Origin of the sequence: Ulvibacterium sp. (assembly GCF_028285715.1) — a bacterium.
GTDB lineage: Bacteria > Bacteroidota > Bacteroidia > Flavobacteriales > Flavobacteriaceae > Ulvibacterium.
The window spans coordinates 88,470-111,504 of record NZ_JANQOO010000016.1 but is presented as its reverse complement, the minus strand read 5'-3'; the positions used below and the strand labels follow the sequence as shown (position 1 = coordinate 111,504).

Annotated in this window: 20 protein-coding genes; 11 read left to right on the top strand and 9 right to left on the bottom strand. The window is 41.8% G+C overall.

Going from position 1 to position 23,035, the window contains the following annotated elements; translation table 11 throughout:
* Positions 1 to 26: 26 nt before the first annotated feature.
* Positions 27 to 1,574, bottom strand: coding sequence for a ribonuclease E/G (locus Q0993_RS06665; protein ID WP_299531017.1), 1,548 nt, complete (start codon positions 1,572 to 1,574; stop codon positions 27 to 29).
* A gap of 256 nt (positions 1,575 to 1,830) precedes the next feature.
* Positions 1,831 to 2,121 carry an HU family DNA-binding protein gene (locus Q0993_RS06660; protein WP_120710341.1) on the bottom strand — a complete coding sequence of 97 codons (291 nt, stop codon included), beginning with the start codon at positions 2,119 to 2,121 and terminating at the stop codon, positions 1,831 to 1,833.
* Between the two features lie 127 nt (positions 2,122 to 2,248).
* On the opposite strand from Q0993_RS06660, the gene mutY reads away from it, so the two are divergent.
* Genes mutY through gldD form a run of 4 tightly spaced genes read left to right on the top strand, consistent with a single transcriptional unit; the run spans position 2,249 to position 5,679 of the window.
* Positions 2,249 to 3,283 (top strand): A/G-specific adenine glycosylase, encoded by a 1,035-nt coding sequence (gene mutY / locus Q0993_RS06655; RefSeq protein WP_299531014.1) that lies wholly within the window; start codon positions 2,249 to 2,251, stop codon positions 3,281 to 3,283.
* 27 nt (positions 3,284 to 3,310) lie between these two features.
* Complete coding sequence (locus Q0993_RS06650) at positions 3,311 to 3,781, top strand: single-stranded DNA-binding protein (RefSeq protein WP_299531012.1); 471 nt, start codon at positions 3,311 to 3,313, stop codon at positions 3,779 to 3,781.
* A 25-nt stretch (positions 3,782 to 3,806) separates the two neighbouring features.
* Positions 3,807 to 5,135 carry a gliding motility-associated protein GldE gene (locus Q0993_RS06645; RefSeq protein ID WP_299531010.1) on the top strand — a complete coding sequence of 443 codons (1,329 nt, stop codon included), beginning with the start codon at positions 3,807 to 3,809 and terminating at the stop codon, positions 5,133 to 5,135.
* Positions 5,125 to 5,679 carry a gliding motility lipoprotein GldD gene (gldD, locus tag Q0993_RS06640; RefSeq protein WP_299531007.1) on the top strand — a complete coding sequence of 185 codons (555 nt, stop codon included), beginning with the start codon at positions 5,125 to 5,127 and terminating at the stop codon, positions 5,677 to 5,679. The genes Q0993_RS06645 and gldD overlap by 11 nt, the downstream gene beginning before the upstream one ends.
* A gap of 27 nt (positions 5,680 to 5,706) precedes the next feature.
* Here the strand turns inward: gldD and Q0993_RS06635 are convergent, their stop codons facing one another.
* From Q0993_RS06635 to Q0993_RS06625, 3 genes are all read right to left on the bottom strand, one after another.
* A complete protein-coding gene (locus Q0993_RS06635) occupies positions 5,707 to 6,099 on the bottom strand; it encodes a hypothetical protein (protein ID WP_299531005.1) in 393 nt (130 codons plus the stop codon).
* A 91-nt stretch (positions 6,100 to 6,190) separates the two neighbouring features.
* Positions 6,191 to 7,216: a transporter gene (locus Q0993_RS06630; protein WP_299531003.1), complete on the bottom strand. Its 1,026-nt coding sequence runs from the start codon at positions 7,214 to 7,216 to the stop codon at positions 6,191 to 6,193.
* An 83-nt stretch (positions 7,217 to 7,299) separates the two neighbouring features.
* Complete coding sequence (locus Q0993_RS06625) at positions 7,300 to 7,674, bottom strand: hypothetical protein (RefSeq protein WP_299531001.1); 375 nt, start codon at positions 7,672 to 7,674, stop codon at positions 7,300 to 7,302.
* A 167-nt stretch (positions 7,675 to 7,841) separates the two neighbouring features.
* Here Q0993_RS06625 and Q0993_RS06620 point away from each other — a divergent pair, with 167 nt between their 5' ends.
* The gene (locus tag Q0993_RS06620) at positions 7,842 to 8,594 is read left to right on the top strand and encodes a head GIN domain-containing protein (RefSeq protein ID WP_299530999.1); all 753 of its coding nucleotides are present in this window, start codon (positions 7,842 to 7,844) and stop codon (positions 8,592 to 8,594) included.
* A 55-nt stretch (positions 8,595 to 8,649) separates the two neighbouring features.
* Here the strand turns inward: Q0993_RS06620 and Q0993_RS06615 are convergent, their stop codons facing one another.
* Positions 8,650 to 10,713, bottom strand: coding sequence for a pitrilysin family protein (locus Q0993_RS06615; protein ID WP_299530997.1), 2,064 nt, complete (start codon positions 10,711 to 10,713; stop codon positions 8,650 to 8,652).
* Position 10,714: 1 nt separating this feature from the next.
* Positions 10,715 to 12,034: a pitrilysin family protein gene (locus Q0993_RS06610; RefSeq protein WP_299530995.1), complete on the bottom strand. Its 1,320-nt coding sequence runs from the start codon at positions 12,032 to 12,034 to the stop codon at positions 10,715 to 10,717.
* A 175-nt stretch (positions 12,035 to 12,209) separates the two neighbouring features.
* Here Q0993_RS06610 and Q0993_RS06605 point away from each other — a divergent pair, with 175 nt between their 5' ends.
* The 6 genes from Q0993_RS06605 to Q0993_RS06580 all read left to right on the top strand — a co-directional run bounded on the left by Q0993_RS06605 (position 12,210) and on the right by Q0993_RS06580 (position 19,491).
* Positions 12,210 to 12,665, top strand: a complete 456-nt coding sequence (locus Q0993_RS06605) for a DUF4199 domain-containing protein (RefSeq protein WP_299530993.1) — start codon at positions 12,210 to 12,212, stop codon at positions 12,663 to 12,665.
* 133 nt (positions 12,666 to 12,798) lie between these two features.
* Positions 12,799 to 13,359, top strand: coding sequence for a 50S ribosomal protein L21 (gene rplU, locus Q0993_RS06600; protein ID WP_299530991.1), 561 nt, complete (start codon positions 12,799 to 12,801; stop codon positions 13,357 to 13,359).
* Between the two features lie 24 nt (positions 13,360 to 13,383).
* The gene (rpmA, locus tag Q0993_RS06595) at positions 13,384 to 13,644 is read left to right on the top strand and encodes a 50S ribosomal protein L27 (protein WP_299530989.1); all 261 of its coding nucleotides are present in this window, start codon (positions 13,384 to 13,386) and stop codon (positions 13,642 to 13,644) included.
* A gap of 132 nt (positions 13,645 to 13,776) precedes the next feature.
* Positions 13,777 to 15,372, top strand: coding sequence for a tetratricopeptide repeat protein (locus Q0993_RS06590; protein ID WP_299530988.1), 1,596 nt, complete (start codon positions 13,777 to 13,779; stop codon positions 15,370 to 15,372).
* Positions 15,373 to 15,539: 167 nt separating this feature from the next.
* Positions 15,540 to 18,404, top strand: a complete 2,865-nt coding sequence (locus Q0993_RS06585) for a TonB-dependent receptor (RefSeq protein WP_299530986.1) — start codon at positions 15,540 to 15,542, stop codon at positions 18,402 to 18,404.
* A 76-nt stretch (positions 18,405 to 18,480) separates the two neighbouring features.
* Positions 18,481 to 19,491: a phytase gene (locus Q0993_RS06580; RefSeq protein WP_299530984.1), complete on the top strand. Its 1,011-nt coding sequence runs from the start codon at positions 18,481 to 18,483 to the stop codon at positions 19,489 to 19,491.
* Here the strand turns inward: Q0993_RS06580 and Q0993_RS06575 are convergent.
* Together Q0993_RS06575 and Q0993_RS06570 are read right to left on the bottom strand one after the other, a co-directional pair.
* Positions 19,477 to 20,316: an SDR family oxidoreductase gene (locus tag Q0993_RS06575; RefSeq protein WP_299530982.1), complete on the bottom strand. Its 840-nt coding sequence runs from the start codon at positions 20,314 to 20,316 to the stop codon at positions 19,477 to 19,479. The genes Q0993_RS06580 and Q0993_RS06575 overlap by 15 nt on opposite strands.
* A gap of 162 nt (positions 20,317 to 20,478) precedes the next feature.
* Complete coding sequence (locus tag Q0993_RS06570) at positions 20,479 to 22,863, bottom strand: TonB-dependent receptor (RefSeq protein WP_299530980.1); 2,385 nt, start codon at positions 22,861 to 22,863, stop codon at positions 20,479 to 20,481.
* Between the last annotated feature and the right edge of the window lie 172 nt (positions 22,864 to 23,035).

Below are 23,035 nucleotides of genomic sequence, written 5' to 3'. Positions count from 1 at the left end.
GCGACCCCAATTTAGGGTCGCTTTTTTTAATAAATGGTCTTACCATCTTTATTTTTAAAACGATATTCTAGATACGTATAGGCATCTCTTGGTTGTATTTTTATCCATTTTTTGTGTTCCAAGAACCACTTGGTACGTATGGACGGAAAACCTTTGGAAAGGTATGCCGCAATAAATGGATGGATATTCAGCGTAATGCTGTTGTCCTTGGCGGGGCCTTTTAAAAGTTTTTCCAAATCGGAATTTATCCGATCTATTAGGACTATTGGGGCTTCCACTTCTTGACCGTTACCATTTGGATTTTCCTCCGTGGTTTTGATATTCATTTCCGGTCTCACCCGTTGTCGTGTGATTTGAACAAGACCAAATTTACTAGGGGGCAAAATCTTATGTTTGGCACGGTCGTCCTTCATCTCATCCCTAAGATGATCAAAAAGCTTACGTCTATGCGGTGCCTTTACCATATCGATAAAATCGACCACAATAATGCCGCCCATATCCCGCAAACGCAGTTGTCTTGCAATTTCCGAGGCTGCTAGAAGGTTTACTTCCAAGGCCGTATCCTCTTGATTTTTGGCTTTGTTAGATCGGTTGCCACTATTCACGTCAATGACGTGCAAGGCCTCTGTATGCTCTATGATCAAATAGGCTCCTTTACTCATGGAAGCTGTTCTGCCAAAGGAAGTTTTAATTTGTCGCTCTATTCCAAATTTTTCGAAAATGGGAACGGACGAATTATAAAGCTTTACAATGGATTCCTTTCCTGATGCGATTTCCTGTACGTAATCCTGAATTTGTCCATAGAGCGTTTCGTCATCAACATGGATTCCCGTAAAGGAATCATTGAAAACGTCCCGCAGTATGCTTGAAGCCCTATTGAGCTCCACCAATACTTTGGAGGGTGTTCGCGCTCTGTACAATTTTTTACACATTGCCGACCATTTGTTCAGCAAGTTTTCTAAATCTTTGTCCAGTTCCGCCACTTTTTTGCCTTCTGCCACTGTTCGGATTATGACACCGAAACCTTTAGGCTTAATGCTTTTTACAAGTCTTTTAAGCCTGTCTTTTTCTTCGTTGCTCCCTATCTTTTGAGAGACGGAAACACGATCTGAAAAAGGTACCATTACCAGATATCGTCCGGCTATGGAGAGCTCGGAACTTATCCTTGGGCCTTTGGTAGATATCGGTTCCTTGACTATTTGTACCAACAAGGATTGATTGGCCTTAATAACATCGTTTATGCTACCATGTTTGTCAATATCCTTTTCAAATGGAAAGTTTTTTAGGGAGTAGTCCCGTAGTTTTCCGGTGCTTACCTTTTTGATAAACTTTAGCATGGAAGAAAGCTGCGGCCCTAGGTCATGATAATGTAAAAACGCATCCTTTTCATATCCCACGTTTACAAAAGCGGCATTGAGACCGGTTACAGGCTTACGCACCTTGGCCAAAAAGATATCTCCAACGGAGAAATCGTTATTGTCCTCTTCCTTGTGCAATTCGGTCAGCTTTCCATCCTTTAACAAGGCAAAATCGACGGCATTGGAACTAGATCTTACGATTAATTCTCTATTCACCTGATTTTATTTATAGCCATCCACAGAAATGTGGATGTGCTGATTGAACAATTACTAAAACAGGTTGTACAAACCCGTCGAAATTCTTTTAGGAATTTCTATGTCAATGAACGTATTAAAATGAAAAAGTAGTTGCAAAAACTACTTTTTCTTGTGTCGGTTTGCTCTCCTACGCTTTTTGCGTTTATGGGTAGCAACCTTATGTCTTTTTCGTTTTTTACCACTCGGCATAAAATTCTCCTTTTAATTGAATATGTTATTTAACCTGAACGTTGCTTTTAACCCCTTCTACAAAAACCTTAGCAGGCTTGAATGCCGGAATGTTATGGGCCGGTATTTTTATAGTGGTATTTTTGGAGATATTTCTGCCTGTTTTTTCGGCTCTGGTCTTGATAATAAAACTCCCAAAACCTCTCAAGTAAACATTGTCCCCACTTTCCAATGAGGATTTTACTTCTTCCATAAAGGATTCTACAGTGGCTTGGACATCTCCCTTTTCAATTCCCAGTTTATCTGAGATTTTCGCTACAATTTCCGCTTTCGTCATCTTTAAAAATTAGATTTTCAGTATGTTTTTTCGGCTTGCAAATATATAAATTAAATTGAATCTTTCCCCTTAACGAGCTAATTTTAAGTATATAAACACCTACTTTTGCGCATTAGTATTTACATAAATGTTTTTTTCCCAAAAAATTCTTCATTGGTATTCCGAAAATAAACGAAGCTTGCCTTGGAGAAGCACAAGAGATCCTTACAAAATTTGGCTTTCGGAAGTTATTCTTCAACAGACCCGCGTTGTACAGGGCGAACCCTATTATCTAAAATTTGTTGAGAATTTTCCCACTGTTCAGGATTTGGCCAAGGCATCCGAGGAAAGGGTTTTGAAACTATGGCAGGGATTGGGTTATTATTCCAGGGCCCGCAATCTACATGCAACCGCCAAGACCGTGGTCAGGGAATATGGAGGTCGTTTTCCGAATTCCTACGATGAACTTTTGAAGCTCAAAGGGATAGGGGATTATACGGCCAGTGCCATAGCTTCTATTTGTTTTGATGAGCCGCGGCCGGTTGTGGACGGAAACGTATATCGTGTACTAGCTCGTTATTTTGGGATAGATATTCCTATTAACAGTACAAAGGGGATACGATACTTTAAGCAATTGGCCGTGGAGGTCATGGACCGAAAAAATATAAGGGATTACAATCAAGGAATTATGGAATTTGGGGCCATACAATGTGCTCCTAAAAAGCCCTATTGCCTGCTTTGTCCGTTAAATGAAAGCTGTATAGGGCTTAAGGAGAATTTGGTACATACGCTGCCCGTAAAGGAAAACAGGACTAAAATTAGAAGAAGAAATTTCAACTATTTGGTATGGGTAGATCCAAATAATACTACAAAGTTGAGTCAGCGAAAAGGAAAGGGAATATGGCAAAATCTTTGGGAATTTCCCCTTTTGGAATCGGAAAACGAATTAAACGACAAGGAATTAAAGAAAATGATATCCGGTGATGTTTCCTTCCGATTGTCTTTGTACAATGAATCACCAATAGTACATAAACTCTCGCACCAACATCTGTACACCAAATTTTGGATTATTGAGAGCAAAGCCCGGCTTGAGGATGGTATTTCATGGGCAAATTTGGAAAGTTATCCCGTCCCGGTTTTAATAGCTGATTTCATAAAAGCATTCAAAAATTCGTATTTTTGAATTTAATCAAGAAATATACATAAGGGCATGAGCGGAACATTGAACAAAGTGATGTTGATAGGCCATCTGGGCGATGAGGTTAAAATGCACTATTTTGAAGGAGGGGGTTGTATAGGGAGGTTCCCAATTGCCACCAATGAGACCTATACCAATAGGCAAACCGGTGAAAAGGTTACCAATACGGAATGGCATAATATTGTTGTCCGTAACAAGGCCGCAGAGATTTGTGAAAAATACCTGAGCAAGGGAGATAAGATATATGTGGAAGGCCGCTTAAAAACACGTCAATGGCAAGGCGAAGACGGCAATACGCGTTATTCCACTGAAATACAGGTCCAGGATTTTACCTTCCTTTCTACGAAAAGTGAGAGTATGGCCAATGCACAATCCAATATCACTCAGGAACAAAAACCTGTTTCCACCAACCTGGGAACAAGGCCAATTGAAAATACCGCTCATGTAAGTGAACCGGAACCAGAAGACGACCTACCTTTTTAGGGTCTCAAAAATAAAATCGTGACTGTTGGATCCTGACCCCCATAGTTTATTCTTAAATTTTATCGGTTTTGATAGTGCCTTAGCACTGAATTTTGGTATTCTTATAATTTTGTTGACTTGTTCGGCTCTCATTTCGGGTGCTGAGGTAGCCTTTTTTGGGCTTTCCCAAACCGATATAAATGAAATAGCGGAAAGGAAAACGGGCCAGGGGACCATTATTGTGGAATTACTGGAACGCCCCAAAAAATTATTGGCTACTATTCTTATCGCCAACAATACAATAAACATTGGGATTGTGCTTTTGTTTAATAGTATTGGGGATACACTTTTTTCGAACATAAATCAGGTTTGGCTAGGGTTCATTTCCGTACGCTTTTTATTGGAAGTGATAGTGGCTACATTCCTGATCTTAATGTTCGGTGAAATCCTTCCAAAAGTCTATGCCAATAGAAATCGGATGCAATTTTCACATTTTATGGCGTATCCGCTCAAAACACTCGATTTTCTTTTTTCTCCATTGAGTCTTCCCATGCGATCTGGTACAATTTTTTTATACAATAAATTGGGCAAGCAAAAGTCCAATTTGAGTGTGGACCATCTTTCCCAGGCGCTGGAACTTACCTCGGAGGGCGATACGACCAAAGAGGAGCAAAAAATATTGCAGGGCATTGTGTCTTTCGGTAATACCGATACTAAACAGGTAATGCGTCCACGTATCGATATTTTTGCCTTGGACGAGGAGATGAAGTTTCCCGAGGTTCTTGAAGAAATACAGAAAAATGGGTATTCCCGTATTCCTGTTTTTTCGGAACATATGGACAATATCCTGGGGGTACTTTATGTAAAGGACCTCCTACCTTATATAGATAGAAAAAGTTTTAACTGGGTATCCCTTATTCGCGAACCATATTTTGTGCCAGAGAATAAAAAATTGGATGACCTTTTGTTGGAATTTCAAGATAAAAAAAATCATTTGGCCATTGTTGTGGATGAATATGGGGGTACTTCCGGTATTGTGACCTTGGAGGATATCATTGAGGAAATTGTTGGGGATATCAGCGATGAGTTCGACGATGAGGATTTGGTTTTTTCCAAATTGGACGACTACAACTATGTTTTTGAAGGCAAAACCGCTTTAAAGGATTTTTATCGGGTCATCAAAATAGCGGATGAAGAACTTTTTGAAGAGAATAAAGGGGAATCCGAAACCATTGCCGGTTTTGTACTGGAAATAGCAGGAAGCTTTCCCAAAAAAGGAGAAAAGGTTCTTTTTAAGGAATATCAATTTGTGGTCGAAAGCTTGGATAAAAAACGGTTGAAACAAATAAAAGTTACGGTTCCCCATGAGAAATAAATTCGTTTTTTTGGTATTTGTATTGTTTCTTCTGGTTGTGGGTTGTAAAGAGAGCGTTATTCCCAAACCCAAGGCCATGTTACGATTGGAGTATCCAAATTTTAAAACGGAGAATCTGGAAACGAAAAATTTTCAGTTCCGATATAATACCATGGCCCGATTAAAAAATGAAGCGAACAATTCACTTACATTGGATTATCCCGGTATTAAGGGCTCCATTTTTATTACCTATAAGGAGGTAAACGACAACTTGGAGAAGTTGCTTTCGGATGCCCAAAAACTGTCCTATGAACACGTGGTTAAGGCGGATGGTATAGAGGCCAATGAATTCTTGAATCCTGAGGAAAGGGTTTTTGGAATGTTTTATGAAGTTACTGGAAATGCGGCATCCCAAGCCCAGTTTTATGTAACCGACAGTACTTCACATTTTGTTACCGGATCTCTTTATTTTTATGCCAAACCCAACTATGATTCCATTTACCCCGCAGCTGTGTATTTACAAAAGGACATTCGTAGAATTATGGAAACTTTGAGATGGAAGTAGCGGCCTAAAGCTTAAAACCAGCCCTATCTACTTTTTCAATATTGCTTCAGCGCGCTCTATGCTGGAATTGATTTCCTCCTGTAGGGCCTTTACCTTAACTTCTTCCTCATCCAACCATTTTTGCTTTTGCTTTGTAAGTGCCTTTCCCTTTAAGATTTCTTCGGAATCAAAACGATCTCCAAAACCTCTCATCCAGTCCATCATGCTTTGATGCGAAGCCTGTAAATCTTTCATTGCCTTTCCGTATTCCATTCCTATTTCCGTGGAATCGACCTTAGGTTTTAACTCTGCCACCAATTTACTTATAGTTCCCATTTTGGGCATAACCTCATCATGAATGGCCATGACTTTTTTCATTTTATCTTCTTTGCACGATATTGCACTCACCAGAACTGTAAGTAAAAGAATTATTTTTCTCATTTTTTGTTTTTTACAAATATAAACCATTCCCATCATGGAGACCATAGGTAAGCCATAACGGAAATGGTTTGGATTATTGGTTGAACTTTAATTATTTAAACGCATATTGCAATCCCAAGGTCATTGTTTCCCTGTTCTGCAATTGTATTCCATTCAGATCCTGGTACAAGGGGAAAGCGAATTCAAAACCTACTCTGAGGTTTTTCAATGGACCGTTCGGCACATAGGTGTTAAACCCTATCCCGGAGTTCAAATAGTTTCCACCGGAATTGTCGGTATCTGCGGTTATGACCATCATAGGGTTCAAATTGGGATCCATTCCCTCTATTTTACTGACCGACACCCCTTCCAGGCGAAAAGAAAAACTGAGCCAATCGGTTGCTTTGGCAGCCAACCAATTGTTTAGGCTATAGCGGTTTCCATAACGGTAGTCCCTATCATTTTTCCCAAAACGGAGAATACCCCGCAATTGGCCTCCATAGGATAGAACATTTCCCTGGCACAAATAGGTCAATGCCAAATTTGTGTCAAAAGTTCCACTTCCGATTTGCATAGGATAGGGCAGTTCCACCTCATTAGGTGAAGATGCAGGTGTAACGTCACTTTCCGTGATGCTTCCAGTAGGAATTGAAAATCCTACTTGCGCATGCATCGTCTGCCTGTTTTTGTTGAAAAACTTGTAGAGTCCGGAAATTTGGATGTCGCCCAATCCCGAAGCTTCGGTAGTGAACGTGCCGCCCATACGTGTTACATGGTCCATTTCCATGGACAGGTAATTGAACATGGCCATTAGCGTAAGTTTGTCACTTGGGGCAAACATGGCACCTAGCATGTGCATGTTCATTGGCATTTGGGTAGGGGTCACCACATAATTGGCCAGGGCATCTTCAAAAGAGGCATCATCGCCCCCTTGTTTTAAATCCTCCATGTTCATATACATATATCGGTAGCTGAACATCCACTCGCCTTTGCCATGCATGTGATCTCCCATTACTGAAATAGGAGCGTGTCCATCGGGTCTGCCGGCAGACCATTTTTCGTTGTTTGTACTATTCGTTTCTTGAGCGCAAAGCATTATAGTTGCCATTGTTAAAATGGCAGAGATATATAGTTTCACTTGTGTGTTTTTTAAATTTTTAGAAATAGATGGTGGGCAGGTCCTTTATCTTCGATTAGACTTGTACCTGCAAAAAAGATCTACTAAATGCTTAAGCCAGGTGGACGAAAGCTGGAATCGCTATAGAGAAAGCTGTAGTTATTGCTATAATTAAGGATTGGGGCACCTTTGGTGATTCCGGTCTTTTGGCTAGGGATGGCGAGAACATCAATAAAACCAATGGGATATTCCTCCATGGCAATTTTGGGGAGATTCTGTTTTTTCTCCTCGTTCTGTTCATTCAGTTTTTGCATTAGGTAGCACTTTCCGTTGCATTGCATTTCTACCTTATCCCTATTGATACAAAGGAATTCGGCAATGTAGTCTTGATCTATCACATATTCAAACAAAGGGAATACGGGACGCAACATGGCCAGGACATACAGAAAAACAAAAAATGACGCCCAAAAAGCTTTCAATTCCATGGGTTTTTGCAAAGTTAGGCGAAGAAATAGTTTTGGACTGTTTTTTTTATCCTAAAAATTGGCGTAATGGCTATTTGTTTTTTTTGGCTGAGAACTGTAACAAACGGTTCCACCCTTAGTCTCTAATACATTAGAAGACAACAACAATAAAATCTACGAAAATGAAAAAAAATACCTTTTACACCTTGATCTTGATTTTTTTGACCTTTGGCGGGTTTCAAGTGGATGCCCAGACCAAGACCCTGCGGGTAGACTCATTTGATAAGATTATCCTAAGTCCCTATATCAGCGCAACTTTAGTGGAAGGCGACAAGGAATCCGTATATTTTGAATATGCCAATGTGTCCCCTGAGGAAATCAATGTGGAGGTCGAAGGCAAAACTTTACGTGTCTATCTGGATGGTGCCAAAACATTGGATAGAAATGAAAAGATAAGCGGTAACGGTTATAATATGAGTAGGGCCTACTATGAAGGGGCCGAAGTAAAGGCGATTATTACCTACAAAAGTCTGAGAACCTTATCCGTTAGGGGCGAAGAGACCATACGATGCGAAAGTAAAATAGACCAAAAGGACTTTACGTTGCGAATTTATGGGGAATCACAAGTATACCTGTCCGATGTTGACTTGGATAAACTTAAGGTCACCATTTATGGGGATAGCTATCTTGAAGTTGAAAATGGAACAGTAGGGTATCAAAAATTTACAGCCTATGGCGAAAGTAAGGTAAATACCTTGGCAATTGATAATGCCGACACCAAAATATTGGCTTATGGCGAGAGCGATTTTAGGGTTAACGTTGCCGATAGGCTCAAGGTCACCTGTTATGGGGAAACCCACGTCACCTATGAAGGCAGTCCAAAAATAGATAAGGGCATCGTTATCGGCGAGGCTACTATCCGCAAGATTGGTTAGTGTTTATTTAATTGAGGGGCATGGGCGGGGTGTAAACCCCGTCCATGCCTATTTCCTATTCAAAATCGGAATCGGAAACCCCTTCGTTCACTTTTATTTCCTTTACCAAAAACTCCATACTTTGTGGTCCCATGGATTGAGTCAATTTAAAAGGGAACTGAATGCCGGACACTTCCTTGTAATCGTCATAAATCAACGTTTGCTGCATTTGCTGTCCTTGCATTTCCGTAGTATTGACCTCTTGTAACTTAAGGCCACTTTCCATGTCATAGAAAATTGATTTTTCATCGGTTATTCTCAGTTTATACGCCTTTTTGCCGTCTACAGTTTCAACCCCCTCCAATACAACATTGTTGTTCAAATAGTTGAGCTCGGGAAAGGGGGCGGATTCTTCCCTCACCTTTTTTAATTCCTCTTCGCCCAAATCCTTGCGTTGACCTTGCATCACCATATAGCCCATGTTCCCATCCAGAACCTGCTTGCTCATGGAATTGCCCATCACCTTAACATCCTGCATAAACTGATTGTTGGCTGTTTTTTTTAGTTCAAGGTTTAATTTCATCCCCTGCATTTCAGCCTCCGCCATTAAGGCATAAGATTGTACCCCTTCCAATTTTTCCTTACCGCCCAGGGCATTGATATATGTATTGAGAACATCATTGGCTGTAATGCCTTCCGGTACTTCGGCACCATAGTCCGGTTTTTCCGTAGCGTTTGCGTATTTATCAAAATACTTTACTGGAATAGTTTTTCCTTTAAAGGGTATCTTTTCCAAATTCTCGGCAATTTCGCTTCCTTTTCCGGTGACAACGATTCTAAAATTGTTTAAGGCTATGAACTTTTGGGCAGCCTGCTGTATCTGTTCCGCGGTAACTGCATTAATTTTTTCCAGATAGGTTGTGTAGAAGTCCTCTGGGAGATCTTCAGTGAGAATATTAAGGGCATAACGCGCAATGGTCTCTGGTCGTTCCAAGGCCATGACAAATCGCCCCACGTATTCGGCCTTGGAGATTTCGATTTCCTCGGGATCCACTTTTTCATTTCTGATTCGTTTCAGTTGGTCCAGGAACACCGTTACGGCACTGTCCGTGACCGCATTTCGAACACTTGCTCCGGCACGAAAGCGAGAGGCGTGCTTATCCGCTCCGAAACTGGATCTCGCACCATAGGTGTACCCCTTGTCCTCACGAAGACTGGCATTGAGATAGCTGCGCATACCGCCACCCAGGATATTGTTGGCCAATAAGGTGGGAAAGTAGTCTTCGTCCCCCATTTTTAAGTTTATCACATTCTGTACTGCAATTTCGGATTGTACCGCATTGGGCATATCCACAAAATTTATTTGGGTGTACTGTACATTTTTTGGTTCGGCGAGCGTAAAAACCGGTGGACTGGCCTTTCGCCATAATTGAAAAAGGTCTGTGACTTTTTCCTTCGTTTTTTCAAAATCTACATCACCTATTATGGCTAGGTAAGCATTTTTGGGAACAAAATAATTACGGTAGTTGGATGCCACCTGCTCAAGGGTAACCCGTTTTACACTTTCTTCGGTCATGAATTCCCCATACGGATGGTTTATGCCATAGGCCAATGCACTCTCTACCCTTCTTGCCGCCGTGGCCACACTTTTTTCGCCTGATTTAAGGGCGTCCAACAGAATGTTACGTTCCTTTTCCAGTTCTTCCTTCGTAAAATTGGGATTCAGTGCTGCATCGGCAAGTAGTTCCAAAATCCTGTCTGCGTATTTTGAAAGACCGGAAGCAGAGGCCCCACCGGAGCTAAAACTAATGGTCGCTCCCATATAGTCCACTTCTTCATTGTAAGCATCCTTATCAATATTGGTAGAGCCTTTGCCCAATAAGCTGCCGGTTAACTGACTTACCCCGGCTATTTCGCCTTCGACATAAGGAGGGTTGTCTATGGCCAATGTATAGGAGACCCTTGGAAGTTTATGGTTTTCTACAATAATGACCTGCAGACCGTTGTCCAGCTTAAAAGTATGGGGCACCCCTAGATTGATTTCGGGAATAGGTCCTATCTTTGGTTCCTTGCTCCTGTCCAGTTGCGCTGTTAGCGCACATGTAATCAGTAAAAACAGTGATAAAATGGATTTTTTCATTTTATTGGTTTTCCGTTTTCGGTAAATATTCCAGTAATAAGCGTTGATTTGAGCCTAGGTATTTTTTGGCAATGTCCCTTATTTCTTCCCTTGTTATGGAACGATACAAATCTAGTTCCGTGTTAATAAGATTGGTATCCCCGTAGAGCAAATGATACTCCGCCAAGGACGCCGCAATTCCTTCTAGAGTAGCATTAGAGTTTACAAACTGGTTTTCAAATTGGTTCAACAGTTTTTGATGGTCCTTTTCCGATATGAGTTCTGTCTGTAATTTTTGAATCTCCTGGTCAAATTCCACGACTAGGGCATCCAAAGGAGTTTCTCCAAGAGGGAGGGCCAAAATGGCATAAATACCGTAATCTTCCTGACTTAAGTTAACGGCTTGTACGGCAAGGGCCATTTTTTTGTCGTCGACCAGTTTTTTGTACAATTTGGAACTATTTCCATTACTTAGATACGTGGATATCATATCCAGAACCCTGGCATCCCTTGTCGTAAAGGAAGGTGTTCTATAACAGGCGACAATTGCCGGAATTTGGATATTGGCATCATATGCAGTTGCCTTAAATTCTTGTGTAATCGGTTTTTCCCTGGGGAAACTGCGTTCAATTTCGGCACCTTTTGGTATAGGGCCAAAATAATCCTGTATCATTTTTTTCGTTGATGGGACATCGATATCACCGGCCACAATCAAAGCGGCATTGTTCGGGATGTAGAATTTGTTGTTGAAGGCGATAAACTCTTCCAAGGTGGCCGCATCCAGATGTTCCATGGAGCCAATAGTAGTCCAACGGTAGGGATGCTCTATAAAAAGGTTTTTCTTTATTGCCGTAAGTAGATTTCCATAAGGACGATTATCTAAATGTAATCTTTTTTCCTCTTTCACCACTTCGTTCTGGGTGTCTACGCCCACCTGTTCTATAACAGGGTGCAGTAGCCGTTCGGACTCCAACCAAAGACCTGTTTCCAAGGCATTGGAGGGGAAAACCTCATAATAGTAGGTACGGTCATCGTTAGTGTTGGCATTGTTTATTCCCCCTTTGGAGGAAACTATTTTATCCCATTCCCCGCGGGCGATGTTTTCGGTTCCTTCAAAAAGGAGATGCTCAAAAAAATGTGCAAATCCTGTGCGTTCGGGGTCTTCGTCCTTGGCTCCAACATGATAGACCACCGAGGTCACAACAAGAGGTGCCGTATTGTCCTGATGAAGGATTACGTGTAATCCATTATCGAGATCATATTCTTCAAAAGAAACCTCCTGGGCACCTATGCTTATCACATACAGGAGAGATACTAGTAAAAAGAAAGGTGTTTTTTTCATAATTCGGGCAGATTAGAGCTATATATCCTTTGGAATAAGTAGTAATCGAGAACCAATTGTTACACGAATATAATTTTTTTGGAGAATTGAATAAGATCCCAGCTACGCTTTAACAAGAATTTCTATCATATTTTGTACATTTAAGTAATTATATATCAATGTAAAGCCTTAGGAAATGAAGGAATTTGCTTTGCCCATACGATTTGGTGTGGCCACAAGTGGTTGCCTCATTGCTTATTTCCTTATGCTTTCGCTCTTCAATTTGCATATCAATGTATTTTATAGCCTTTTCAATGGTGTAATTACGGGTTTCGGAATTTACGAGGCCATTAAATTTTTTAGGCTAAGGGATAAGGAAGGGTTTAATTACGGAAAAGGATTTACCGCAGGGTTGATTACCGGAGGGGTAGCTACTTTAATTTTCACCTTGTTTTTCGCCGTGTATTCCACTGAACTCAACATCGAATTTTTGAACGAACTTTCTACTGTTTGGGCCAAGGACTACCGTAATTTTGAGGGAATAGTTTTTCTTACGGTCGCCGTAATGGGTTTTGCGACTTCCTTAGTGTTGACACTTTCTTTTATGCAGCTTTTCAAGACCAGTAATAATCCAAAAAACAAATCAGTTTAAAAACTCCTTAAAATCACTTGTGGATTAGCGAATTACCCCTATATTTGCACCCGCCTATAAAAAACCTAAAAGGTTATCATGGCAAGGAAATCCGGTATTTAAAGGATTATAAATTAAAATCAATATACACGCTATGTACGCAATTGTAGAGATGGCAGGGCAGCAATTTAAAGTTGCAAAAGACCAAAAAGTGTATGTTCACCGTTTACAGACTGAAGAAGGTAAGAAAGTAACTTTTGACAATGTACTTCTTTTGGATGACGGTAAGAATGTAACTGTTGGCGCCCCGGCTATAGACGGAGCCGCTGTAGAGGCCAAAGTCGTCAAGCACCTTAAAGGTGACAAAGTGATTGTCTTTAAAAAGAAAAGACGCAAGGGATATCGTAAGAAAAATGGTCACAGACAATTCCTTACCGAAATTGTTGTAGAAAGTATTATTGCCAAAGGAGCCAAAAAAGCGGCTCCGGAAAAGACAAAAGAGGAAAAGCCTGCTGCCAAGAAAGCTGAAGTACAAAAAGAGGCTCCAAAAACTACTCCCGCGAAGGAGACGGCAAAGCCCAAGACAGAACCCAAGGCGGCCGAGGATTTAAGCAAGAAAACCGTGGCCGAACTAAAAGAAATGGCCAAGGCCAAGGATATTACAGGCTATTCCTCAATGAAAAAAGCTGAATTGATTGCAGCATTGGAAAAATAAAGAACGAACTAAAAACGATAGATCATGGCACATAAAAAAGGTGTAGGTAGTTCAAAAAATGGTAGGGAATCGGAATCAAAACGCTTGGGCGTAAAGATTTTCGGTGGCCAAGTTGCCGTTGCAGGAAATATTATCGTTAGGCAACGTGGTACCAAACACAATCCCGGCGAAAATGTGTATGCTGGCAAGGATCATACCCTACATGCCAAAGTAGACGGTTTGGTAAAGTTTGAAAAGAAAGCCGGAGGCAAATCCTATGTTTCCATAGAGCCGTTCAAGGCTTAGGAACCTTTTCCAGACATTATAAAATTGGCCCTCACTGAGAAGTGGGGGTTTTTTATTTTAAAGTTTTCATAACGCTATAGTAATGCCATAGTCCTTATAAATGATATACTTCGGCTTTTCAAAAGCTATAGAATGACCCCGACCTTTTGTATTTTTTTTCGCCTTTCCCTATCACTGCTATCGATTTCCCTTTGCAGGGGACAGATGGAAACGGGCTACCCCCCCTATGATAGACAAATAGATTCTACTTTTTTTAGGCTTAAGGAGGATCTGGAAAAGGTTAAAGAAGAGTCTTCTCGGGAAAAAATTGCCTTGGCCCATCTTGAACTAGGAGAATTCTATCGCCAGACCGGAGTGTATTCGGAAGCTGTGGACCAATACAACAAGGCCATCGAATTTGTAGATTCCAAAGCAAACGATACACTATATGCTCTACTAAACAATAGTATTGGAAAAGTGCACCTTTCCCTGAACAAATTTAAATTGGCCAAACAATTTTTCAATGAAGGCCTCCAGAGTTCTAATAATTTGGGTTATATCCAAGGACAAGCTGTTTCAAAAGGACTAATAGGTTCATGTTATGAAAAACAAGGAGAGTATTTGCAGGCATTGGATTACCAAAAAGAAAGCTTGGCATTATTTGCAAAATTGGAAAATGACAACGGCATAGCAACGGTAAACGAAAATATTGGCAGTATATACGAAGATTTGGGCCGGTATGACCTGGCCTACGAGTATTTTGCCAAATCCTATGGATATTTAAAGGACAAGGGAACCCACGAAGAGGCCAATGTGCTCAACAATTTGGGAGACATATATCGTAAGCAAGGTGACTACAACCAATCTATCGATTATACGCAAAAGGCACTTTTGGTGGCAGATAGAATCCATGATAACCATCAATTGGAAAGTGCCCACAAGGATTTATCCAAGGCCTTCGCTTTAATTGGGGATTATAAAGAGGCACACAGGTATCTTATGGAGGCCGAAAAGTACAATCAGGCATGGCTTCAAGCTCACAACACCAATCAACTCAACGTCTTGCAGACCATTTATGAAACCAACAAAAAGGAAGCAGAAATCCAACTGTTAAAAGAACAGAACAAGGTAAACCGGGCCAATCAAAACCTATTATGGGTAGCCCTTTTTGCCCTTGCGGCCATTTTGACCATCCTATATAGCTATGTAGGGAGAAAACGAAAGGCCAAATTGAAGTTACAGGAATATAGACAACGAACGCTTAAGGCAGAATTGGAAAAAAAGGAATACGAAGAAAAAAATTTGCAAAGAGAGATTAAATTAAAGACGGCGGCACTCTCAAGATACAGTCTACATTTATCCCAAAAGAACAAAATCCTGCTCGATTTGTCCAATACCTTACGGAACATTGCATCTAGAAAAAACATGGATTCCAGTGTTAAGATAAAGGATTTGGCAAAAGAAATCGACTTTAATCTACAACAAGAACACGAATGGGACGAGTTCATGAATTTCTTTAAGGAGATTCATCCAGACTTTATCAAGAAGCTTTCCTCACTTTCGGAAAGCAACCTTTCCCCGGCCGAAATGCGACTGGGTATGTTGTTACGATTAAACCTTACTTCAAAGGAAATAGCCTCTATTCTAAGGGTCACCCCGGACAGTGTTCGGGTAGCCCGATATCGCCTACGTAAAAAATTGCCGATAGATCAAAAGGAAGAATTGGTCAATTTCATGGTCGAGCTTTGAATTTTACCCCTTTGTTTTGGCAATGGTTATTGCAATGTAAATAAATTATGATTGTTGCCTTCTTGTTTACCCCAAGGATTCGTTTTGTTTCCCTTTTGTTGCTCTTTAAAACAAGTGCTAACCACTTGATCGCTATAGCTTTGGATTAAAACTTAATTCAAGAAATCATGAAGGCGAACAACTTATTAAAACTACTTTTTGTAACGCTATTTGTCTTTTTGGGAGTAGCGGAAGGCAAGGCACAATCCGGGAATATTCAGGGCACAATTTCTGATGAAAACGGTATTTATGTATCTGGTGCCAACATTTTTATAGTATCGTTAAATAAAGGAACTGTATCCGATTTTGACGGAAGATTTACACTTGTCGATGTCCCGGAAGGAAATTACAATATACAAATAACCTATATCGGATATGCAGATGTTGATCAAGAGGTTGCAGTTACCGATGGTGAAACGGCGAGTATCATAGTGGAACTGACCCCTACCAACTATCAATTGGACGAGGTGGAAGTTGCCGCACAGGGGCTTAGTGGGCAGGCCAAGGCCTTGAACACCCAACGAACCAACCTAAATATTACCAATGTGGTTTCTACGGACCAGATCGGGAAATTTCCAGATGCCAACATTGGTGATGCTGTAAAGCGGATACCGGGGATTACCATGCAAGTAGATCAAGGTGAGGCTAGGGATGTTATTGTTCGGGGGCTCTCACCACAGCTCAATTCCGTGACCTTGAACGGTAGCCGCATACCCTCTGCGGAAGGCGATAACCGCAACATACAGATGGATTTGATACCATCGGATATGATTCAGACCATAGAGGTAAACAAAGCGGTTACACCGGATATGGATGGCGATGCCCTTGGAGGTTCCATAAACTTGGTAACACGTAGCGCCCCGCAGGGGTTTCGACTTTCAACGACCTTGGGCTCGGGAATCAATTTTATTACCAATACAAGGAACCTCAATGGCGCTTTCCTTTTAGGTGACCGTAGCAAGAATGGAAAGTTTGGATGGATGTTAGGTGCTGTAATCCAGGATAACGATTTTGGATCGGATAATGTTGAAGCGGAATGGGACAATGAATTTGCTTTTAGCAATGCTTTGGGCGAGGAAGAGGAGATAGACGTGAACCCTTATACCAACGTCTTTGAACAACGTACCTATTTGGTACAACGCGTACGACGCAGTTTTTCCGTTAATCTGGATTACCAGTTCGATTCGAATAACTCCATTTACCTAAAGACGATGTACAACTGGAGGGATGATCGAGAAAATCGTTACGTAGTCGCCACGGAACTATTGGATTGGGACGAGGTTCCAGAAGGTGATTTTACCCTGACCAACAATACCCCTACCCGCTTCCCCGCTGAAGTGGCACGCGAAACCAAAGGAGGTATAGATGATGACCGTAATCAGAATACCCGGTTAGAGGACCAACGAATGCAAAACTATACGCTGGGCGGGAATCATTTATGGGGCAAGGCAAAGATCGATTGGTTGGCTTCCTACGCCAAAGCCTCGGAAGAGCGCTTGGACGAGCGCTATGCACAGTATAAAACGGAGTACATCGTAAATAATGACAACACCGATCCTGAATTCCCGATTATGACTGCAGAAGATGCTGCGAACACCAACGATCGATCCATTTTTGAGTTTGATGAGATTACCAATGAGACCCAGTACACCGATGAGGAAGATATCAACCTTTTTCTCAATATAGAGTTGCCCGCGGATATCTTTGGTAAAGGTGATGGAACCTTAAAGTTCGGTGCCAGGGGAAGGTTCAAGAACAAGACCCGTGACAATAACTTCTTTGAATATGGGGATTTGGGAGATACCTTTGAATTTATGTCCGATATTCCGGTCGTGAACAAAACAGATCCTGATTTTTTGGCCGGGGGGCAATATGCCGCCGGCCTTTATCCTGATCCCGTATGGCTGGGCCGTTTGGATTTGAACGAAAATAATGGCGAATCCGTTGTAGAAGAGTTCTTGCCAGGTAATTTCGACATTCGAGAGGATGTCATAGCGGGCTATATAATGTTGAACCAAAAGCTATCCAACAAGCTTAGTGTTTTGGCCGGGGTACGTATAGAGAACACCCAACTGGAGTCCGATGGCTTTCGTGTAACCTTCAATGAAGACGACATAATTTCGGAAGAAGTAAGTGGAGAAAACTCGTATACCAACGTATTGCCGGGGGTTCATTTTAAGTATGATTTCACGGACAACACCATTTTACGATTGGCATGGAGCAATACTTTGGCCAGGGCCAATTATGAGGATCTTATCCCAAGGGCCGAAATTGTGAATGCGGATGATGAGATTGTCCTTGGTAATGCGGATCTAGATCCTACGACTTCCATGAATTTCGACTTGATGGCGGAACACTATTTGGAGAGTATAGGTATCATTTCTGGAGGATTGTTCTACAAGAGAATTGACGACTTCATATATACCTTTATTTCTGAGGCACCGGACGATTCTTTTGGGCCTGGAACAGAAGGTTTTGATGTTTTTCAGCCGTTGAACGGGGACCAAGCCTCTATCTTTGGTGTAGAGTTCTCATTTCAACGTCAGTTGGATTTCTTGCCGGGCTTCGCCAGAAATTTTAATATTTTCCTAAACTACACCCACCTTACTTCAAGTGCGGATGGTATCCGAAACGAAGATGGGGATGAACGTACCGATATGGATCTGCCCAATACGGCACCCAATATGTTCAATGCTTCCCTGGGTTACGCCGGAAAACGCTTTAGTGCTCGGCTGTCCGCCAATTTCTCCGACTCCTATGTGGATGAGTTGGGAGGGAACGCTTTTGAAGATCGGTATTATGACCAGCAATTTTTTCTGGATTTCAATTCCAGTTATGCCTTCAACAACAGATTACGGATTTACGCAGATCTGAACAACATTACCAACCAGCCCTTGCGTTTTTTCCAAGGGGTAAGTGAACGCACCCAACAGGTAGAGTACTATGGGTTACGATTTACTTTTGGATTAAAGTATGACTTGTTCAGGAAATAAAGCTTTCCAGGCAAAATAGTAATAAATGAAGGCCGCCTTTAATGGCGGTCTTTGACCAATCTCAATTTTATAAAAAATGAAAAGTATTGTATTTCTACTTCCTTGTCTGTTGTTGGTAGCCTGTAACCAAAGCAGCCTACCGCCCATAAAACCGGACGTAATTACCGAAAAGGCTATAAACGATACTGATGATCCAGCAATTTGGGTGAATCCGGAGGATACTTCAAGAAGTATTGTTTTTGGAACGGACAAGGAGACGAATGGAGCCATATATGCCTACGACCTGAATGGGAAAATCATCGAAGACAAGACCATTCGCAATATCCGTAGACCGAATAATGTGGATGTGGAATATGGATTTCGATTAAATGATTCGATAGAGGTGGACATTCTGGCTTTTACGGAAAGGGAAAAGCAACAAATTCGTTTGTTCTCTGTACCGGACATGACGCCGCTGGATGGGGGAGGGTTCCCAGTTTTTGAGGATGAATCCGATTTTGAGCGAAAACTGCCTATGGGCATTGCGCTTTATAAGTCCCCAAAAGACTCCGTTATATATGCCATAGTCGGAAGGAAAACAGGACCCGCCGATAAGTATCTCTACCAATATGAATTATCAGCGGACAGTATGGGGGTAAACGCCAACTTGGTACGGAAGTTCGGAAAGTTCAGCGGGCAAAAGGAAATTGAGGCTATTGCGGTTGACGACGAAAATGGATTCGTCTACTATTCGGATGAAGGTGTATGCATTCGCAAGTATTATGCAGAACCTAATGGGGGTGATGATGAACTATATTGTTTTGGGGGTGAATATTTTTTAGAGGATATAGAAGGAATAGCCCTGGCCACCTATGCCAATGGAAAGGGTTATCTCATTGTTTCCAACCAGCAACAGGGGGAATTCAATATTTTTTCCAGAAAGGATAATACCTTTATAAAAGCAGTAAATCTGACCACTGTGGCAACAGATGGGTGCGATGTGGTGACCGCACCCCTGAATGCTACGTTCCCGAACGGACTTTTTGTTGCTATGAACGAGGAAAGGGATTTTTACTTTTATGATTTAGGGCGATTAATTGACAAATGAATGTTTTCCTGCTTTTGAGGTTTGATGTTTTGTCATCCCGGCCATTACCAATTTCATGATTCGTATTTTGCCCCAACGAGGTACCGATCGTAAACCAAGTATCAAGATTTTGGTAAGTCGACCGGGAAAAACCGTTGATTTTCTGCCTAAAGCCTTTAAGATAGGAATTCCGATATCCGAAGGTTTTAGGGCATTTCCCAGCTCCATACGGGCAATCGCGGCAAATCCACTGTTTACAGGTCCGGGCGCTGCAGCAAGTACATCGACATTATAAGGTTTCAATTCATAATGGAGTCCTTCACCAATAGATTGGACATAGGCTTTTGTAGCAGCATAATGGGCGGCATTGGGTACACCTTGGAAACCGACGATGGAACTCATTAAAATAATGCCCCCTTTCTTTTGCTCAGCAAATTTGCGGGCAAAATAATGGGTGAGCATCATTAGGGCCAAGGCGTTCACTTTTAGCATACGCGTTTCCTGCTCCAATGGGGAATGGACAAATTGTCCGGAAGTGCCAAAACCCGCAGAAGCCACAAAAAGCCCAATGGGAAGCTTACCTATCCCTTCTATTAGGGAATAAATACCGGCGGTAGATGTGACATCGGCAACAATGACTTCTGCAATTATTTTGTATTTTTCTTCCAGTGCATCACCAAAGTCCCGAAGTACTTCTTCATTCCTTCCCGTAAGTACCACATTTAATCCAGCTTCTGCCAATCTTTCTGCAAGTTCTTTTCCAATACCGGACGAAGCCCCGGTTACTAGGGCCCAAGGGCCGTATCTATCAATTAGACGTTGTTTTAAATGATTTGAAAATCGCATATCTTCTTGTATTATGTGGTTTCCCACCCCCACCAGATTAGTTTTTGGAACCTGTAAATGGATTTGTTTTCCAGAAGTCGCTCCAACTTCTTATTGATCGGGGTTCCACGATGATCTTTTTCTTTCTTCATGATGAGCGTATTAGTTTAGGAGCTGAACCTTTTAGAATTGAAACTTGTATCCGAAATCAGGAAAGAAACCAATTTGGTCCACTTGATCTACCTGATTGGTCAAACGATTGTACCTACGCACAAAAATGTTCTCGTTGGCCGTTACATTTTGAAGGTCAAAATAGAATTGATGCGAGCTCTTTTTGTTCCGGCTATTTATTTTTAGTCCAAATTTCACATCCCATCGAAAGTAACCATCGTATTGCTGACTAAAAGCGATATCCTCCTGGAGGATTTCAAAACCGGCTTGCTGAGAGGCTTCTAGGTCCACTGGTGTAAAATAACGGCCTCCAGAAGTTGTTAATCTCGTATCCACGAACCATACATTTTTTCCGGAAGGTCCTGTCTTGAATTCCTTCCCTGCCAGTAAGTTGACAACATATCCGTTGTTGAAAGGCGTATTACGTTCAATACCATCACTGCCTTCATATTTACTATCAAAGAATGACCCCGTTAACAATCCATAGTATCCTCTACTAAAGAATTTCTCCAAGGTCAGTTCAATACCTTGGTTAAAGCCTGTACCTTCATTGACCAGGGATACACGATCATTGTCAAATCCAAAATCCGCTCCCTCCGTTAGGGTAGAATAGCTAGATGGAAAAGCCTCTACCGCAGCCTTTTCAATATCTTGGTAATAGACCTCTACTTTTGCCCGCCAGCTATCGGATAGCTTTACGTTGTAGCCCAAAACATAATGGCTGCTTTGTACATAATCCAGATTTCTATTGGTCTGTACCAGTTCACCACCTACGTTCTCGTTTAGAAAAAGCAAGGGCAATGGCACGGGCTGGTGATGTAGTCCATACCCCAAATTGATATTATGGCGGGGAAGAAAATTATAGTTGACCGCGGCTCGTGGAGCCAGCACAAATTGCTCATTCAATGTACTGTATTGAGAATGTAGCCCAGCATTCAAAGTTAATTTTTCTGTAAGCCGAAGTTGTCCTTGAAGATAGGGTTGCAGTATACTTAGATTTTCATCGATATCCCTAAAATTCACCAGATCCGGGTCACCGTCACCATCACTATCCGCTTGTTCGTTCCTGTCCAACAGCAAACTCTCTATTCTATAATTTTCCACGAGGACTCCGGTGCGCAAGGTAAGTTTGTTGGTCACTTTTGAATTGAAAAGGGTCGAAAACGTAAGTCGCGTCTCGGTGTTATCCGCCTCGGTATACCGGATGAGACGTTCTTGGGGCGTATTCTTTTCAATGAATCGGTCTACCTTAAAATCATTGCCCGAATAAGAACCTGATACAATGGTTCTGAGAAAGGAATTATTCCCCAGACTTAAACGGTGCTTTAATCCCATGACCCCGAAACGGGATTCTACAAAGGTGTTTTCATCCTCGGCGGCAAATAGGTCGTCCTCATCGATATCGTCTCCTAAAAATTCGATATCGGAATTTCCGATGATACCAAAAAGTGAGAAATTACCAAGTTTTCCCCTGCCGAAATCGAGATTGAACGAAACATCATTGTAGTTCGGTGTAGCCGCAGTTCCCCCTGCACCTATACCCAATAATCCAACCAAGGAGTAACGCGCGGCTACCAAAAAAGAACCCGTATTCTTTCCCATGGGTCCTTCTGCCATGGCCTCCACACCCGTAAAAATCCCGGTCTGCAAAGTATATTCATAATCATCCGCATTTCCCTTTCTAAACCCCAGGTCAAATACGCCTCCAATCGCATTACCATACTCTGCAGGGAAGGCCGAAGTAATGAAATCGGAATTTTTTAAAAGGTTTGGATTCAATGCGGAAACGGGCCCTCCAGTCGTACCCAAGGTGGAATAGTGGTTGGGGCTTGGTATGGGAACACCTTCCAAGCGCCAAAGTAGTCCGGTGGGCGAGTTTCCTCGGATTACGATGTCGTTACGGCTATCGTCAGGAGCGGAAACCCCGGCAAAGTTCGCCGCCAACCGGCCTACATCACTACGCCCCCCAGAAAATCGGGTCACTTCCTCCACACCAAACTGTCTTGCGGATACAGTGGCCAGTTTGTTCAAGGGCCTATCCTTATTGGTATCCGAGGTCAATACGACTTCATCCAATTGATTAAAGGATTCCAGAAGGGGAATCGTAAGAAATACATCCTTTCCTGTGGTCACTTCAACATTGGGGATCGTATTGCTTTCATATCCGATATAACTAATACGCAGAACTTGTCGCCCTATAGGTACGCTCTTTAAGATAAACCGGCCATCAAGATCGGTAATGACCCCAGTGGCAATTTCAGTATTCAAGAGTTCTACAGTGGCTCCTACCAAGGGATTTTCCGACTGTTTGTCCAATACAATTCCTTTGATGATACCTACTTGGGCGTGTGCGCAACATATAAGGAAAAAGAGAAAAATTACTAAAGGTTTTTTCATGACGTTTTAACTTTTTACGCAAAGATGTCCGAGCACGCATACCAGACCCAAACCAAACTTGATATATTGCGATTTTTTCATTTGTAGGGTTGAATTCCATATTTGAATCGAAAAAAGTGCTTTTAAAAGACCACTTTACGGCTCAGGTGAAATATAGACGGTTCAAGATGAA